This is a genomic window from Nonomuraea sp. MTCD27 (assembly GCF_041950495.1).
Taxonomy (GTDB): Bacteria; Actinomycetota; Actinomycetes; order Streptosporangiales; family Streptosporangiaceae; genus Nonomuraea.
On record NZ_JBGNUW010000023.1, the window covers coordinates 32,977 to 49,543 of the forward strand.

At 71.6% G+C, this 16,567-nt stretch carries 17 protein-coding genes; 15 read left to right on the forward strand and 2 right to left on the reverse strand.

Annotated elements, in window-relative coordinates:
- The first annotated feature begins 93 nt into the window (after positions 1-93).
- Positions 94-942, forward strand: coding sequence for an oxidoreductase (locus ACBJ59_RS48240; protein ID WP_375116758.1), 849 nt, complete (start codon positions 94-96; stop codon positions 940-942).
- A gap of 109 nt (positions 943-1,051) precedes the next feature.
- Positions 1,052-1,465, forward strand: a complete 414-nt coding sequence (locus tag ACBJ59_RS48245; RefSeq protein ID WP_375116759.1) for an RNA-binding S4 domain-containing protein — start codon at positions 1,052-1,054, stop codon at positions 1,463-1,465.
- Between the two features lie 31 nt (positions 1,466-1,496).
- On the opposite strand, the gene ACBJ59_RS48250 is transcribed toward ACBJ59_RS48245, so the two are convergent.
- On the reverse strand, positions 1,497-2,282 hold the full coding sequence (locus ACBJ59_RS48250; RefSeq protein ID WP_375116760.1) for an SDR family NAD(P)-dependent oxidoreductase: 786 nt from the start codon (positions 2,280-2,282) through the stop codon (positions 1,497-1,499).
- Positions 2,283-2,419: 137 nt separating this feature from the next.
- Complete coding sequence (locus ACBJ59_RS48255) at positions 2,420-2,824, reverse strand: hypothetical protein (protein ID WP_375116761.1); 405 nt, start codon at positions 2,822-2,824, stop codon at positions 2,420-2,422.
- A gap of 219 nt (positions 2,825-3,043) precedes the next feature.
- Between ACBJ59_RS48255 and ACBJ59_RS48260 the strand changes: the two genes are divergently transcribed.
- The 13 genes from ACBJ59_RS48260 (at position 3,044) to ACBJ59_RS48320 (ending at position 16,533) form a co-directional block, all read left to right on the forward strand.
- A complete protein-coding gene (locus ACBJ59_RS48260) occupies positions 3,044-4,378 on the forward strand; it encodes an MBL fold metallo-hydrolase (protein ID WP_375116762.1) in 1,335 nt (444 codons plus the stop codon).
- Positions 4,379-4,579: 201 nt separating this feature from the next.
- Positions 4,580-5,437, forward strand: a complete 858-nt coding sequence (locus ACBJ59_RS48265; protein WP_375116763.1) for a fumarylacetoacetate hydrolase family protein — start codon at positions 4,580-4,582, stop codon at positions 5,435-5,437.
- Between the two features lie 2 nt (positions 5,438-5,439).
- On the forward strand, positions 5,440-6,351 hold the full coding sequence (locus ACBJ59_RS48270) for a VOC family protein (protein ID WP_375116764.1): 912 nt from the start codon (positions 5,440-5,442) through the stop codon (positions 6,349-6,351).
- A 213-nt stretch (positions 6,352-6,564) separates the two neighbouring features.
- Positions 6,565-7,497: a TauD/TfdA family dioxygenase gene (locus ACBJ59_RS48275; protein ID WP_375116765.1), complete on the forward strand. Its 933-nt coding sequence runs from the start codon at positions 6,565-6,567 to the stop codon at positions 7,495-7,497.
- Between the two features lie 2 nt (positions 7,498-7,499).
- Entirely contained in the window at positions 7,500-8,549 is a 1,050-nt protein-coding gene (locus tag ACBJ59_RS48280; protein ID WP_375116766.1) for a diaminopimelate epimerase, read from the forward strand.
- Between the two features lie 11 nt (positions 8,550-8,560).
- A complete protein-coding gene (locus tag ACBJ59_RS48285; protein WP_375116767.1) occupies positions 8,561-9,568 on the forward strand; it encodes a cupin-like domain-containing protein in 1,008 nt (335 codons plus the stop codon).
- Positions 9,565-10,644, forward strand: a complete 1,080-nt coding sequence (locus tag ACBJ59_RS48290) for a methyltransferase domain-containing protein (protein WP_375116768.1) — start codon at positions 9,565-9,567, stop codon at positions 10,642-10,644. Before ACBJ59_RS48285 ends, ACBJ59_RS48290 begins: the two co-directional genes overlap by 4 nt.
- 9 nt (positions 10,645-10,653) lie before the next feature.
- Positions 10,654-11,811 carry a hypothetical protein gene (locus ACBJ59_RS48295; protein WP_375116769.1) on the forward strand — a complete coding sequence of 386 codons (1,158 nt, stop codon included), beginning with the start codon at positions 10,654-10,656 and terminating at the stop codon, positions 11,809-11,811.
- A complete protein-coding gene (locus ACBJ59_RS48300; protein ID WP_375116770.1) occupies positions 11,796-12,506 on the forward strand; it encodes a M15 family metallopeptidase in 711 nt (236 codons plus the stop codon). The genes ACBJ59_RS48295 and ACBJ59_RS48300 overlap by 16 nt, the downstream gene beginning before the upstream one ends.
- A complete protein-coding gene (locus ACBJ59_RS48305; protein ID WP_375116771.1) occupies positions 12,503-13,483 on the forward strand; it encodes a GNAT family N-acetyltransferase in 981 nt (326 codons plus the stop codon). The genes ACBJ59_RS48300 and ACBJ59_RS48305 overlap by 4 nt, the downstream gene beginning before the upstream one ends.
- The gene (locus tag ACBJ59_RS48310) at positions 13,483-14,742 is read left to right on the forward strand and encodes an MFS transporter (RefSeq protein ID WP_375116772.1); all 1,260 of its coding nucleotides are present in this window, start codon (positions 13,483-13,485) and stop codon (positions 14,740-14,742) included. Before ACBJ59_RS48305 ends, ACBJ59_RS48310 begins: the two co-directional genes overlap by 1 nt.
- The gene (locus tag ACBJ59_RS48315; protein ID WP_375116773.1) at positions 14,727-15,803 is read left to right on the forward strand and encodes a GNAT family N-acetyltransferase; all 1,077 of its coding nucleotides are present in this window, start codon (positions 14,727-14,729) and stop codon (positions 15,801-15,803) included. Before ACBJ59_RS48310 ends, ACBJ59_RS48315 begins: the two co-directional genes overlap by 16 nt.
- Positions 15,787-16,533, forward strand: coding sequence for an SDR family NAD(P)-dependent oxidoreductase (locus ACBJ59_RS48320; protein WP_375116774.1), 747 nt, complete (start codon positions 15,787-15,789; stop codon positions 16,531-16,533). Before ACBJ59_RS48315 ends, ACBJ59_RS48320 begins: the two co-directional genes overlap by 17 nt.
- The last annotated feature ends 34 nt before the right edge of the window (positions 16,534-16,567 follow it).

The window sequence follows — 16,567 nt, forward strand, 5'->3', positions numbered from 1 at the left end:
GAAAGCGAGTGTTGGATCTGGATCACGGTCCCCGGACAGGCTGGTGGACAGCGGGAAGCACGTGGCGACCCCGACACCTAAGGAGATTCACACATGCCTGACATCGCCGGCGGCCAGGCCCGGGTCTGGCTGATCACTGGTTGTTCCACCGGGTTCGGTCGCGAGCTCGTGCGTGCCGCGGTTGCTGCGGGCGACCGGGTGATGGCCACCGCCCGCCGCCCTGAGGCCCTGGCCGATCTGGTGGAGCTCGGCCAGGGCCAGGTCAGCGTCACCACGCTGGACGTGACCGACTCAGGCTCCATCAAGGATGCGGTCGAGGCGACACTGGCCGTCCACGGCCGGATCGACGTCGTGGTCAACAATGCCGGAAACCTGCTCTTCGGCGCGGTCGAGGGCCTCGACATGGACCAGCTGCGCAGTCAGATGGACACGCTGTTCTTCGGCGCCGCCGAGGTCACCAAGGCGGTCCTGCCGCACCTGCGCGAGCAGGGCAGCGGCACGATCGTGCAGATGAGCTCCATGGGCGGGCAAGTCACCTTCCTCGGATTCGGCGCCTACCACGCGGGCAAGTTCGCCCTGGAAGGCCTGTCGCAGACGCTCGCCCAGGAGCTCTCCCCGCTCGGCGTCCGCGTAATGATCGTCGAACCCGGGGCGTTCCGTACCCAGATCAACGCGAGCAAGATCGTCACCGCGGTGCCGGAGGCATATCACGGCAGTGTCGGCGCCTTCCGGACGACCATCGACTCGATGCGGGGCCAGGAGCCAGGCGACCCCGCCAAGGCCGCAGGCGCCATCGTCACCGCCGTCCACAGCGGCAACCCACCCCTGCGGCTGGTGCTGGGCAGTGACGCGATCGACGGCATTCGCGCCGAGCTCGCATCCCGGCTGCAGGACATGGCCGGCTGGGAGGAGCTCAGCCGCTCCACCGACGCCGCCGTCTGACCCACCCCGCGGGCAGGGGATCGGATCGGCCGCATCCGGCACGCGCATGTCAGCACACCCGGCTCCTGCGCGATCGACGGGGTGTCACGGCACTCAGTAGGGTGTCGGAGTGGCAGGTGAGCAGGTGAGTGCGCGGGTGGACAGCTGGATCTGGTCGGTCCGGCTCACCAGGACTCGGTCGATCGCGTCCGACGCCTGCCGGGGCGGCCACGTCCGGGTCAACGGGGTACGCGTCAAGCCCGCGCACGTCGTCCGGGTCGGCGACGAGATCCGGCTGCGGCACGAGGGGCGCGAGCGCATCGTCGTCGTCTCCCGGGTCATCACCAAGCGCGTCGGCGCCGCCGTGGCCGCCGAGTGCTACGTCGACAAGAGCCCTCCGCCGCCTCCCCGCGAGGAGACCGTGACGGTGGCCGTCCGGGCCCGGGGCGCGGGGCGGCCCACCAAACGCGAGCGCCGCAACATCGACAAGCTGCTCGGACGCCCGGCGGGGGAAGGGCGCGAGCGCCGTACGCGGCCGGAGTGATGGGGCCGGCAGCCCGCGGGCGACCCCGGCCTCAGCCCTTCTGGAGTTCGGTCAGCAAGTCCTGCGAGTACGCGATGCGGCCGGTGAGCTCCGCGACCGGGCGGTGGCACAGGGCCAGGGCGGCGTCGGCCATGACGGTGGGAGGCTCGGCGTTCGGGTCGTCGTCGGTGGTGAGGCGGTGGAAGAGGGTGCCCGGGGTGGGGACGACCTGGTTCGGCGACAGCGCGTTCACGGCGATGTTGTCGGCGTAGAGCTCGGCGGCGAGGCCGGTGGTGAAGCGTTCGAGGGCGGCCTTGCACATGCCGTACACCGTGCCGCCGAAACCGGCGTGCGGACCGGGCGGGAACGTCGGGTGGCGGGCGGCGATGGAGGAGATGTTGAGGATCCAGCCCTCACCGCGTTCCCGCATCCCGGGCATCACCAGTTGGGCGAGGTGGAAGGGCGCGTTGACCTGCACCTCGAACATCAGGTGGTAGCGACGGTCGGTGAAGTCCGACACCGGCGTGAAGTAGGTGACCGCGGCGTTGTTGACCAGGATGTCGACCGTGCCGTACCGCTGTTCGGCCGCCTCGACGAGCGCCCGCCTGTCCTGCTCCCGCGACAGGTCGGTGGCCTGGGCGAAGGCGGTGCCACCGGCCGCCTCGATCCGGGCGACGGTGTCGCCGATCGTCCCTTCGAGGCGGCTCTGCGACGCGTCGACGGTACGGGCGGCGGCGACGACCTTCGCACCCTCAGCGGCCAGCCTTACCGCTATCGCGGCGCCGATGCCCCTGCTCGCTCCGGTGACGACCGCGACCTTGCCTTCCAGTACGCCCATGGCTGTCCTCTCCTTGCCGACTGAGGAACCCTCCCTTCCGATACTAGAACGATATTTTAGAATCTGGCGAGATCCAGCGACGGGGAAGCGGCACGCCCAGCCCGTAGCCGATGTCCGGGGACGGCATGCACATCTCGTCAGGAGGCGTCGAGGGCTTCGGTGATCTTGCGGGCCATCTCCGTCATGGTGGGGCTGGGCTCGCCCTTGTGGGGCCGGGTGGCCGCTTCGACGGCGACGATGACGGTGCGGCGGAAGTTGCCGGCCTCGGCGGGGTCCTGCTGCTTGAGCAGGCTCATGGCTGCCGTCAAGGCGGGCAGCACCTGGTCGGCGAGTGCGGCGACGGTCTTGCCGTACTTCACGCCCTTGGGCGCCTTGGTGAGCACGTGCCCGACGGGGCCGGTCGCGGAGGTCAGGGCGATGCTGCCTTCGGTGGCGGCCTTGTGGGCCGAGCCGGCGGCACCGGCGGCGGACATCAGCGAGACGGCGCCCCAGGCGGCGGTCCGCAGGGTGAGCGTGTCCTGGCCGGAAAGGGTGATGGACATGATGGGGTGCTCCTTCAGATCTGCGACGAGAGGTTCGGTTGAACGGACGGCTGGTGGAGTGCGGCCGGTGGGCGCCGCGTTCGCTGTTCCGTTCATGGGCTCAACCATCGCCGACCGCTCTGACACCGGGCCGTCGCCGCCCTGACGCCGCCACTGACACGACACGGGCTTCCTTGGGCAGTTGACTGGTCGGCCTTGTTCGATTTGAGGAGAAGAACGATGGACGTCATGTCGTTCCGGACGCCCGGCCTGGGCGACCAGACCTACCTGCTGACCCATGAGGGCATGGGCGTCCTCGTCGATCCCCAGCGCGACATCGACCGCTTCCTGCGGGCCGCCGCCGAGTGTGCCGCCGAGGTTCGATTCGTGCTGGAGACCCATCTGCACAACGACTACGTCTCCGGCGCCGAGCAGGCCGCGCTGCGTACCGGCGCCGAGCTGGTGCTGCCCGCGGCCGCCGCGCCCGCGTACCGGCACACGCCCGCCTTCCACCTGGAGGACATCGACGGCGGTGGCGGCCTGACCCTCCGGCCCGTTCACACACCCGGCCACACCCCCGAGCACACGAGCTACCTCGTGCTCATCGGCGGCGAACCGGTCGCGCTGTTCTCCGGCGGCAGCCTGCTGGTCGCCTCGGCCGGGCGGCCAGATCTGCTCGGTCCCGACCGGGCCCGCTCGCTGGCCCGGCTCCAGTACGTCTCGCTACGCCGGCTGGCCGCGCTACCGCCCGATGTCGGCCTGTACCCGACCCACGGGAAGGGCTCGTTCTGCACCGCCACCGGCTCCGGCAAGCTGACCTCCACCATCGGGGCCGAACGGCAGGACAACCCGCTGCTGGCGATCGAGGACCCGGAGGAGTTCGCCGATGCGCTGCTGGCCGCGCCCATGCCCATCCCCGGCTTCTACCGGCACATGGGCCCGGCCAACACGCTCGGCGTGCCGCCCATGCCGCCCATGAGCGTGCCCGAGCTCGGGCGACCGGCGGCGGGCACGTACGTCGTCGACGTCCGGCCGCGCGAGGCTCAGACCCGTGGCATGCTCCCCGGCTCCCTGGGCATCGAGCTGGACGACGACTTCGGCAGCTGGGCAGGTTGGCTGCTCCCCTATCGGCACCCGATCACCCTGGTCGCCGAGCCCGGTCAGGACGTCACCGAGGCCGTCACCCAGCTGGCCCAGGTAGGGGTCGACACCGTGCGGGGCGTCGTCCGCGACCTCGGAAAGGACGCCACGCAGGCGTACGAGCTGCTGGACCTGGACGCCTTCGTCCACCGCCTGACCGAGACCGACGCCCAGTTCCTGGACGTGCGGATGCCCAGCGAGCGGGAGCGGACGCGACTGGCGGGCGCCGTCGAGCGCTTCCTGCCCGACCTGTTCACCCAGGGCGTTCCGGCCGAGCTCGACCCGGAGCGGCCCGTGCTCGTCGCCTGTGCCTCCGGCCGCCGCGCGAGCATCGCCGGCGGGCTCCTGGCCCGCGAGGGCTACCGGCCGCTCGTACTCACCGACGCAGGCGTCGCCGAGGTGGTCGCTGCACTCCACCAGCGCGACGACGCCTGACCTCCTCGGCTCCCACCATCCGGCCGAGCGGGGAGCGAACCTTCGAGGCCGGAGCAGGCGGCCCTTTGGTGCCGGCGCCGCATCCCGTCGGGGCGCTGAGCGCGGGCGGGGTCACCGCCGGGACCAATCGGCGGCGAGACTTTGGGCTGGGCGCGCAAGCGGCCGCGGGCCCGGCCTTCGTTGAATCGGGGTGACAAGCCGATGGACGAAGGGAAGCTCATGCGGGTTGCCAACCTTGCCGGCCGGGCGGTGCTGCTGGCCGACGGCGGCGCGATCGACATCGAGAAGGCCGGCGGTGGGCGGTTTCCGGCCGACCCGCAGGCGCTGTTCGAGCGCTGGGACGAGCTGCGGGCCTGGAGCCCGGACGCCGCCGAACCCGTGCCGATCGCCGAGGCGGAGCTGGGGGCTCCGGCGCCCGCGCCGCGCCAGGTGTTCGCGATCGGGGTGAACTACCGCGACCACGCCGAGGAGTCGCGGATCGAGCCCGGGGCCCGGCCGCCGGTGTTCACCAAGTTCGTCTCCTGCCTGACCGGTCAGGACGCCGTCGTCGTGCTGCCGGAGGGCGGGCTGACCGACTGGGAGGTGGAGCTGGTGGTGGTGATCGGCCGGCCCGCCCACCGGGTGGCCGCGGGGGACGCCTGGTCGTACGTGGCGGGGCTGACGGTGGGGCAGGACCTGTCGGAACGCATCACGCAACTGTCGCCGCCGCAGCCGCAGCAGTTCTCCCTCGGCAAGTCCTTCCCCGGGTTCGGGCCGATGGGGCCGTGGCTGGTGACCCCGGACGAGTTCGCCGATCCCGACGATCTGGAGATCGCCTGCTACCTGGACGGCGAGCGCATGCAGCACGCCCGTACCAGCCAGATGATCTTCTCGGTGCCCGAGCTGGTCGAGCGGCTGTCGTCGGTGACCCCGCTGCTGCCGGGAGACGTGATCTTCACCGGTACGCCGGGCGGCATCGGCGGCACCCGTACCCCGGCCCGCTTCCTGACCCCCGGCGAGCACCTGCACAGCACGATCGAGGGCATCGGCACCCTCCGCACCACGTTCACGGGAGCCTGACCATGACACTGCACCGCCTGACCCGGATCACCATCGGCGTCCCGAACGTCGCCGAGACCGTCGCCTACTACGCCGACTTCGGGCTGCTCGCCACCGGCGAGCACACCTTCGCCACCGCCGACGGCGGCGAGCAGCTCCACCTGGTGCACGCGCCCACCCGGCGGCTGGTCGAGCTGGGCATCGGCGTGGACGACGCCGACGACCTCGGCCGCGTCGGGGCCGGCCTGGCCCGGCTGGACCTGGCGCTCGATGCTGACGGCCGGGTGACCGACCCCGGCACGAAGGTCCGCGTCCAGGTGTCGGTCGCCGAACGGATCGCCCGCCCGGCCGAGCCCGCCCCCGTCTACAACGGGCCCGGCCGCGCCGACCGGGTCGACGCCCGCGCGCCCGGCGTGCTGCGCGAGCAGCCGGTACGGCCGCGCAAGCTCGGCCACGTGGTCCTCGGCTCCACCGACCAGGAGGCCAGCCGGCGCTTCTTCACCGAGGGCCTCGGGTTCAAGGTCAGCGACGAGGTGCCGGGCATCGCCGCGTTCCTGCGCTGCTCGACCGACCACCACAACCTGCTGGTCCAGCCGGCGCCGATCCCGTACCTGCACCACACCTCCTGGGAGGTCGAGGACGTCGACGAGATCGGCCGCGGCGCCCACCGGATGCTGGAAGGGCACCCGGAACGGCATGTGTGGGGGCTGGGCCGCCACCACATCGGCTCGAACTTCTTCTGGTACCTCAAGGACCCGGCGGGCAACTTCTCCGAGTACTACTCCGACCTGGACTGCATCGTGGACGAGGCGATCTGGGAGCCGGAGGTGTTCCAGGACATGCGCATCCTCTACAGCTGGGGGCCGCCGGTGCCGCCGTCGTTCATCGAGCCGGAGGACCTGGCCGCGCTGATGGCGGGAGCGCACGGATCATGAGCCACCACGCGGAGGGTGAGCGGCCGCTGGTCCTGGTTCCCGAGGATCTGCCGCCGGTGGAGGCGGTAGGAACGACCGTCATGTGACGCTCCTCCGCGCCGGGAACGGCTCACCACGTGTTTCAGCGGCGCATCAACGGGGTTGGACAGCCAATATAGCCAGACGGGTGATTCTGGGCGGTGATGGACGGCCGGAACATCCGGAAGGTGTGGCATGAAGATTCTCTCGAAGACCATTGGCTGCGAAATCGCCGCCGGTCCCGGTGAGCGGCTCGCGGACATCGACCCCGCGATCGTCGTACCGCTCCTGAAGAAGGACGGCTACGTGCACTTCACGGGATACCAGCCGACCCTGGCGGAGTTCGAGGCCTTCACCGGGCGGTTCGGTACGTGTGCCGGGGCCCGCCACGTGCACTACCCGGAGGGTGGGGAGGCGCTGGGCTTCCATGCCGAGGACTCCTACAACCCCTACAGGCCGGATGCCATCTGGTTCCTGTGCCTGTTCGAGGGCAGTGACGGCGGCGCGCCCACGGGGGCGGTCGACGGGGTGCGGCTGCTCAACGAGCTCAGCCCGCGCTGGCGGGAGTTCTGCCGGGCGAACACGCTCCGCTTCGAGCGTCACTGGGGCGAGGAGACCTGGCGGACGGCGGCCGGCGGGGCGACGGCCGGGGAGGTCGGGCAGGTGCTGGACTCGCTGCCCGGCTTCAGCCACCAGTTCCTCCCCGACGGCACGCTGTACACGTGCTGCGAGACACCGATCGTGATCAGGACGCCCAACGGCGACGACAGCTTCAGCAACACGATGCTGCAGGCGATGACGGAGCAGACGTTCTACGGCATGACGCTGGGCGACGGCACTCCGGTGCCGCGGGAGCTGCTGGAGATCGTGGAGCGCTGGGCGTTCGAGCACGAGATCGAGATCGGCTGGTCGGCCGGCGAGGTCGCGGTGATCGACAACTACCGCATGATGCACCGGCGGGCCGAATATCACGGCAAGGACCGTGACCTGCGGGCCAGGCACTGCGAGAACCTCTTCGGTACGCGCCTGCCCGACGACTCCACCGAGCTGGCGGCCGGCGTCAAGTCGCTCATCCAGAGCGACGTGGGGCTGCCGGTGGCCACCGGTCCCATCCCCACAACGGTGTGACCATGGACATCCGGTTCAGCAAGTACACCTCGTTCGGCAACACGTTCATCATCGTCGACGAGACCCGCACGCCGCTGGCCGGCGACGAGCAGCGGGCCGGCTTCGCGCGCTGGGCGCTCAACGGCGACTTCGGCATCGGGGGGACGGACAACGTCCTGTACCTCTCCGAGGCCACCGGCCCGGCCGACTACGTCTTCCGGATCTTCGAGGTGGACGGGTCCGAGACGCTGTCCTGCGGGAACGGGCTGCTGTGCACCGCCGCCGTGCTGAGGCGGGAGCACGGCGGCGATCAGTGGCGGGTGCTCACCGAGCTCCCCACCGGACGGCCCCGGCCGGTGCAGATCGGCGCGGAGGGGGACGGTCGCCGCACCTGGGTCGACATGGGCGAGACGCGCCCGGTCCCGGCAGAGCTGATCAACCGGAACGGGCCGCCCCCGGCCGACGGGATCGACCGGATCAGCGGCCTCGACGTGCCGGGCGTGGGCGAGCTGGGCGGCTACCTGACCTTCAGCGGCGAGCCCCATCTGGCGCTGTTCCGCGGGCACGGGCTGCCGGACGAGCTGGCGGAGAAGCTGTTCATCGACGCGCGGGGCGCCATCGGCAGGCCGGACGGTGACGACATCACGGAGTCGGTCGCCCTCGCCCACCACATCGGCACCCACGTCAACCGGGCCTACCGGGACCTCTTTCCCCAGGGCGTGCACCTCAACTTCGCCCGGGTCGAGGGGCGGCGGGTCGAGTACCGCACGTGGGAGCGCGCGATCAACTGCGAGACGCTGGCCTGCGGCTCGGGCACGGTGGCCATGGCGCACGTCGGGAGGGAGCTCGGGCTCCTGCCCGAGGGCGAGATCGAGTTCTGGCCGCACCGGTGCCGCTGGTACCAGCCCGGCGCCGCCCTCACCGTCACCAGCACCGAATCCGGATATGTCGTGACCGGCCAGCCGCGCCTGGTCTGTGTCGGCGTCGTACCCGAGACGTCGGTCGTACCCGAGACGTCGGTCCCCCCGGACCTCGCCCGCGTCCCAGAACCCCGGCAACCGTCGATCCGCTAAGGACCCCATTCATGTGCTCGCTGCACCAGCAGGTTGACCCTGCCGACACGCTGCGCGAGGCCGGTCTCGACGTGCGGCCGCTGCCCCGCCACGGCAACCCCACGCCCGCCGCGGTACGGCAGGCCATCGCCGACCGTTCGGGCCCCATGGTGTTCCCCGGGCTGTCCGACTCGTGGCCGGCCAGGACTCGCTGGACGCCCGAGAACCTGGCCGGCACGCACGGCCGGCGCCCCGTCACCGCACTGATGGGGCTGCCGGCCAACGGCGTGCTGTTCCCCCAGGACCAGAAGAACTACGAGCGCACGCTGCCGTTCGCCGAGTTCGTCCACACCATGTTGACCACCCCGGCGGACTCGCCCTGCTACCTGGCCTACACCCGGGCCGCCGAGCTGTTCCCGGCCTGCGACTACGACTTCGAGCCGCTCAGCGGCGGCCTGCCGGACGGCACGGACACCCGGGTGTGGATCGGCTCGGCCGGCACCAGGTCGATGCTGCACTCGGATCTGAAGGACAACTTCTTCTGCCAGATCTGGGGCGAGAAGCACGTGGTGCTGGTGCCGTGGGAGCACGCCCGTGACGTCTACCCGTTCCCCGGCAACCTGGTCAACAGCCAGGTCGACCTGATGGACCCGGACCTGGACCGGTTCCCGCGGCTGCGCCGGGCGGTGTTCTACGCGGGCACCGTGGGGCCGGGCGACGTGCTGTTCATGCCGCGCGGGTGCTGGCACGACATCAGGGCGCGTACGCCGTCCGTCTCCGTCAACCACTGGTTCGGCCGCCCGATGACCGCGGCCGACTACGCCTCGCTGCTGCTCAGGAGCGGTCCCCGGTACTGGGCCGCGACGGCACGGGACTTCGTCGCGCACGGGCTGCTGCGCCGCCGGGAGCAGACCACGTTCTTCTTCAGCCCGCCATCGACCGGCAAGCGGCTGTTCGACCTGCTGCGCTGGGGCGACTTCTCGCGCGAGAACGATCCGGCCACCGGGCCGGCCGACGACCGATCCGGGAGGACGCCGTGACCACCACCACGACCCTGGCCAGCCCGCTCAGGACGACCGTGGACCCGTCGTTCGAGCTGCGGCTCGTCGAGGCGATCCGGCCCATCACCGAGCACTTCCTCGCGGTGGGCATCCACCACCTCTTCGACACCGGCATCTACGACGCCCTGGCCGACCGGCCGCCGGTCCCGATCCCGGCCCTCGCCGACGAGCTGACCATGGACGTCGACCGGCTGCGCGGCTTCCTGCTCTACCTGGCCAACGAGGACATCGTGCAGCTGGCGGACGACCGCGTCGCGCTGACGGGACGGGCGCGCGGGCTCGACGAGTTCCGTGCCTGGTACACCTTCCTCATCGGCGGGTACGCCACCACGATCCAGCAGATCGGGGGCGCCCTGGCCCGCGGCGCCCCCGACTGCACCCGCAACGGCGCGTACGTGGGCGTGGGCAGCTGCGAGATCAGCCGCTACGACGGCATGCCGATGACCCTCGACCTGCTGGAGCAGGGCGGCGTGACCGCTCAGGAGCTGCTCGACCTCGGCTGCGGCAACGCGCTGTACCTCACGGAGTTCGCCAAGGCCGTCCCCGGCCTGCGGGCGGTCGGGGTGGAGCCGGACCCGGACGGCTACCGGGCGGCGGTCGGCCTGGTGGAGCGGACGGGCATGGCCGAGCGGGTCCGCCTGGTGAACGCCTCGGCCACCGACTTCCTGCGCGACCCGCCCCCGGAGTGCCGGCCCGACCTGATCGTCCTGGGCTACGTGCTGCAGGAGATCCTGGCCCAAGAGGGCGAGGAGGCGGTGCTCGACCTGCTGCGCGACGTCGTCGCCCGGTTCCCGCGGATCAACGTCGTCGTCATCGAGGTCAGCGACGAGATCGGCAACCCGGCCGTCATGCGGCACGGCGTGGCCAGGAACTTCTGGAACCCGTACTTCCTCATCCACTACTTCACCCGCCAGCGCCTGGCCAGGAAGGCCTACTGGGACGAGCTGTTCCGGCGGGCCGGGCTGACCGTGGCCGGCTTCACCTCCACCGACCCGCACATCGACTCCAGCGGTATCGAACTCGGCTACCTGCTGCGTGGTCCGGACTACCACTGAGGAGCCGTCATGCTTTCCCAGCAGCTCGTCGACCAGGTGGCCGACTGGGCGGAGAAGGAGCGGGTCGAGACGCCGGCGTTCCTGTTCGCCCCGGCCACGCTGCGCGCCGGGGTGGCCGAACTGCGGACCCGGCTCGGCGCCCGCATCTCGTACGCGACCAAGGCCAACGCCCACCCGCTGGTGCTGCGGGCACTGGACCCGCTGGTGGAGGAGTTCAACGTCACCAATCCCGGGCACCTCGCCACCCTGCTCGACCTGGGGGTCTCGCCGCACCGCATCGCCTATCTCAACCCGGTCATCACGCCGGGAAACCTGGAGAGGATCCTCGCGTCCGGAGTGACCCGGTTCGTGGTGGACGACACCAGGGGCCTGGAGATGTTGCCGGACACGGCCAGGATCACCCTGCGGCTGCGGCCGCCCGACGCCGGGGAGTCCACCCGCTCGATCGTGCGCTTCGGCAACACCCCTGACGTGCTCGCCGGCCTGGCCGGGCGGGCCGTCGAACGCGGCATCGAGGTCGAGGCGCTGTCGTTCTTCGTCGGCACCGCGGGGGCCGAGATGGAGCAGGCGCAGCCGTACCTGCGCGGTCTCGACGTGCTGCTGGGCCTGCGGGAGCGGCTGGCCGAGGCGGGTGTCGCCGTGCCGACGATCAACATCGGCGGCGGGTTCCCCGGCTCCCGCGACCGGTTCCACCACGATCACCCGGGCTTCTTCCAGCGGATCGCCCAGGCCCTGCCGCCGGACGTGGACGTGCTGTGCGAGCCCGGCCGCTATCTCTGCCAGCCGGCCATGGCGATGCTGAGCCGGGTCGTGGCCGATCGCGTCGTGGCCGGGCGGCGGCTGGTCCATCTCGATACCAGCGCGTACGCCGGCCTGTTCGAGACCACCTTCATCGAGCCCGAGGCCGGCGTGGAGATCGCCGCCGCCGCGCGGTCCGGCGACCCGGTGCCCGCGGCCGTGCTCGGCCCGGTCATGGACTCCTTCGACGTGATCGCCAGGCACGCCACGCTGCCCCCGATGGCCGAGGGAGACCTGGTCGTCCTGCCCAACTCCGGCGCCTACGCGTGGGGCTACACCGCCCCCGTGGAGGGCCTTTCCCCGGCCGAGCCCGTCGAGCTGCCACCCGATCTGTCCGAGGGGTTCGCCAAGGCATGGTTCGGGAGCTGACGATGATCACCACATTGGACGGGCCCATCGTCATCGAGCCAACGGTGTCGCCGCCGCCGGGCATTGGGGTGCGCGAGTGCGGCGAGCCGCTGGTGGAGGTGGCCGGCGTGCCGGACGTGCACGCCGGCCCCGCCTACCACCGGCGCGGCATCGCCGCCGCCGACAGCCGCGTCTTCGTTCGGCGCCGGGTGCTGGCGGGGCTGCGGAGCGCCTCGGCCGCGCTGCCCGACGGCATCGGCATCCTGGTCTGGGACGGCCTGCGCACGCTGGAGACCCAGGCCGAGATCGTCGAGCAGTTCCGCCGGACGCTGCCCGATCCGGGCGACGACGCCACGGTCGAGATGTATCTGGCGCTGCCGCCCACCGACCAGGAGGAGTTCCTGACCTCGCCGCCGCCGCACACCACCGGGGGCGCGGTGGACGTCACGCTGTGCGATTCCGAGGGTCGTGAGCTGGATCTCGGCGCGGAGTTCGACGAGTTCAACGAGCGGTCCTGGCTCACGCATTACGAGAATGACCCCCGGTCCGAATACCGGCGGCTGCGCCGAATGCTCTACTGGGCGATGCTCGGCGCAGGTTTCGCGCCGTACTCATGGGAATTCTGGCATTACGAGTTGGGCACCATGGTGAGCGCCGCTTTTCACGGCGAACGGTTTGCCGAATACGGCGCCGCCGTACCGTGGAGGAAACCATGACAATGCCACACATCACGCATTATCCACGCACCGTATTCGACACCGAGGAATGGCTCACCGCGTGGAGCGGCAACACCGTCGAGCGGCTGCGGCAGACCGACCGGCCCCTCCTCCAGCGCCTCGAATACTCACCCTTCTGGCACGGCTACGAGCTCGACACGGAGCTGGGCCGGATCTGGGACCGGCCGATCCTCACCCTCGGCTCGCTCTACGCCGGGTACGGCCCCGCGTACCTGGCCGAACAGCCGGACGAGGTGGCCGGCCTGATGGACTACGCGACGGGGCAGATGCCCGGCACCTGCGGCCTGCTCGTGCTCAACCTGCCGCTGGAGGCGGCCCTGGAGTGGGCCACCGTCCGGCAGCCCGACGGCATGGTGCGGCTGGACCACGCCTACCACCGGACGATCGGCGGCGGCCCCGAGCCGGACCTCGGCGACGTGGACAAGCGCCGGGAGTGGCGCAGGCGGTGGCGGCGCTCGACCGAGAAGGGGATGCGGCTGATCATGGAGGAGGATCCCGCGCCCGAGCGCATCGACGAGGTCGTCGAGCTGGCCAACGGCTCGGCCGTGCGGCACGACTGGCCCGTCCTGTACGACCGGGCCGGCTTCCAGGCAGTGGCGAGCACCCCCCACGGCCGGCTGCTGCGGGCCGACTGGGAAGGCCGCACGGTCGCCGCCTTCGTCGGGATGGAGCACGACCGCCGGTTCTACCTGTGGTCCGGCGGCATGGACCACACGGTGGTCAAGGAGGTCAGCCCGTACCTGTTCACGCTGTACGAGCTGCTGCGGATGGGGCTGGAGCGCGGGTGGGAGCGCCTGGAGCTCGGCAAGGGCAACGACGACTTCAAGCGCCGCTACGGCTTCACCGGCGTGGAGCTGTGGTCGCTGTGGTACGCGGCCGACCCGGCCGACGCCCCCCGGTACCGCCCCAAGCTGGCGACCCTGCACCAGAGGCTCGGCGCGGCTCAGGTGGCGTGATGGCCGGCCTCTGGCGTCACGGCGACTTCCTCAAGCTGTGGGGCGGCGAGACGATCTCGCAGTTCGGCGCGCAGATCACCGTGCTGGCCCTGCCGCTGACCGCGATCCTCACCCTGCAGGCCACCGCCGGGGAGCTGGGCGTCCTGACCGCCATGCAGTTCGCGCCGGTGCTGCTGATCACCCTGTTCGCCGGGGTGTGGCTGGACGGGAACCGCAAGCGCCCCGCCCTGACCGTCGCCAACCTGGGCCGGGCGGCCCTGCTCGGCCTGGTCCCCGTGCTCTACGTGGCCGACCTGCTGTCCATGCCCGTCCTGTACGCCATCGCCTTCCTGACCGGCCTGCTCACCGCCGTCTTCGACGTGGCCTACGTCGTCTACCTGCCGTCCCTGGTGTCCAAGGACCAGCTCGTCCAGGCCAACTCCCGACTGGAGGCGACGTACTCGATCGCGTCCATCGGCGGCCCGGGCGTGGGCGGCCTGCTCGTCCAGTGGCTGACCGCGCCCGTCTCGATCGTGGCCAACGCCGTCACCTACCTGGCCGCCGCGGTCAGCGTGGCGGCCATCCGGCACCGCGAGCCGCCCCCCGACCGGCCGGCGGACCGGGCCTCCACCTGGACGGAGATCAAAGAAGGCCTGGCCACCACGCTGCGCGACCCCCTGCTGCGCCCGCTCACCGTGGGCTCGGCCTGGTTCAACCTGTTCGAGCAGGTCATCCTCACCCTGTACCTGCTGTACGGCGTGCGCGAGCTGCACCTGTCCACCAGCCTCCTGGGCGCCGTCCTGGCCGTCGGGAGCGTGGGCGCGCTGGCCGGCTCGTTCGTGGCCGACCGCGCCGGCCAGGTCCTCGGGGTCGGCCGCACCATGGTCTGGACGATGATCCTCGGCTGTGCCGCGCTCGGCCTGGTGCCCGCGGCCTCGGGGTCCCCGCTCGTGGCCGGCTCGGTCCTGGCCGCCGGCCTGTTCGTGTACGGCCTCGCGCTGGCCGTGTTCAACGTGCACAGCCTGAGCCTGCGCGGGGCCCTCGTGCCGCCGGAGCTGCTCGGCAGGGTGACGGCGACCTACCGGTTCTTCGTCTTCGGCACGATCCCGCTGGGCGGGCTGCTCGGCGGGCTGCTGGGTGAGCGGCTCGGCGTGCGGACGGCGATGGTGATCGCCGTGGCCGCCCTGCTGGCCGGGGCCGTGGTCTTCGCGGTCACCCGCATCCGGTCGGTCGGCGACGAGATCTTCGGCCCGAAGGAGACGCTGTGCTCGCTGGACTGACCCCGGCCGCCTGGGACGAGCTGGCCGGACCGCATTTCTACTCGACCAGTGCCTGGTTGCGCTTCTGCGCGGCGGAATACGGCGGGGCGGGCGACGCCGTGGTGCGCGACGGGGCCGCCGTGCCGTACGTGGAGCTGACCGAGCCGCCGGCGCTGCCGCTGTACCGGTGGACCGAGCAGCTGGCGGCGCGCGGCCTGCCGGCGCCCCCGCCCGCCGGGCTGATGGTCGGGCCCCGCGAGGGTTACCAGACCCACTTCCTGGGCGCGCCGGAGGGTGTGCCCGCGCTCATCGAGGAGCTGCGGGCGCGGGCGGCCGGCCGGCCCTGCGTGGCGATGTACCTGCCCACGTCCGAGCTGGAGCTGGCCCGCCGCGCCGGGGTCACCGCGCCCGCCGTGGTGATGGACGCCGACGCGTGGACCGCGGTCGACGGCTGGCCCGGCTACCTGTCGTCCAAGAAGCGCTACCGCATCCGCACCGGCCGCCGGGCCTTCGAGGACGCCGGGTACAAGATCAGGCACCTGCCGCTGGCCGACTGCGTCGACCTGCTGGCGGTGCCGGCGTCCAAGACCCTGGCGAAATACGGCATCGACAGCGAGCCCGAGGTGGAACGGGTGGCGCTGAACAGCCACGCGGTGCACATGGGCGCGGCCGCCCGGGTGGCGCTCTGCTGCCGCGACGGCGGCGACCCCGTCGGGTTCTGCCTGTACTACGTGGGCACCGACGCGATCTTCCTGCGCTGGGCCGGCTTCGACTACGACCGGCTGTCCGGCGCGGCCGAGTACGGCAACGTCGTGCTGGCCGCCCAGCTCGACCTGGCGGCCGAGCTCGGGCTGCGCTGGGTCCACGCGGGCCTCAAGTCGTACGAGGCCAAGGCCCTGTACGGCGCCAAGCTGCGGCCGGTGTGGCTGCTGGACCTCTCCCCCGACAGCGTGCTGAACGCCGCCGCCGACCAGGTGCGGCAGCACAACGCGAGCTTCTACCGGCGGCTGAGCGAGGACCCGCGGACGGCGAGCGCCCTCGACCCCGAGACCTGGCGGAGCATCCATGAAGACACCGGCTGAGCGCAGAGTGATCGTCACCGGCGGGGCCTCCGGCATCGGCGCCGCCATCGCCCGCCGCTTCGTCGACGACGGCGCCCGGGTGGCCGTCATGGACCGCGACAAGGCGGCCATGGACCGGCTCGACGACCGCGTACCGGGAGCCGACCTGGGGCTCGTCACCAACGTGGCGGAACCGGCGGCGGTGGACGAGGCGTTCGAGGAGATCGGCCGCCGCTGGGGCGGGGTGGACGTCGCCGTCAACAACGCCGGCATCAGCAGCCCGGGCGCCTTCCTCGACGTGCCGCTGGCCGACTGGGACCGCATCCTGCGGGTGAACCTGACCGGCGTGTTCCTGGTCTCCCAGCGGGCCGCCCGGCGCATGCGCGACCGCGGCGGGGCCATCGTCAACATCGCCTCGGTCAGCGGGATGGTCGGCATGCCGGACTACAGCGCCTACAACGTGAGCAAGGCGGGGGTGATCGAGCTGACCAAGACGATGGCCCTGGAGCTGGCGCCGCAGATCCGGGTCAACGCCGTCTGCCCGGGCTACGTGCTCACGCCGATGCAGGAGGCGGAGTACTCCCCCGCCGCCCTGGCGGAATGCGCGCGCAAGATACCGCTCGGCCGGCTGGGCCGGCCGGCGGAGATCGCCGCGCTCGTCGCCTACCTCGCCGGCGACGAGGCGGGATTCGTGACCGGGCAGAGCTTCGTCATCGACGGCGGCGAGACGGCCGGCGGGCTGGCGAGCTGATCCCGGATCAACGCTGTTACCCGAGAACAGAAAG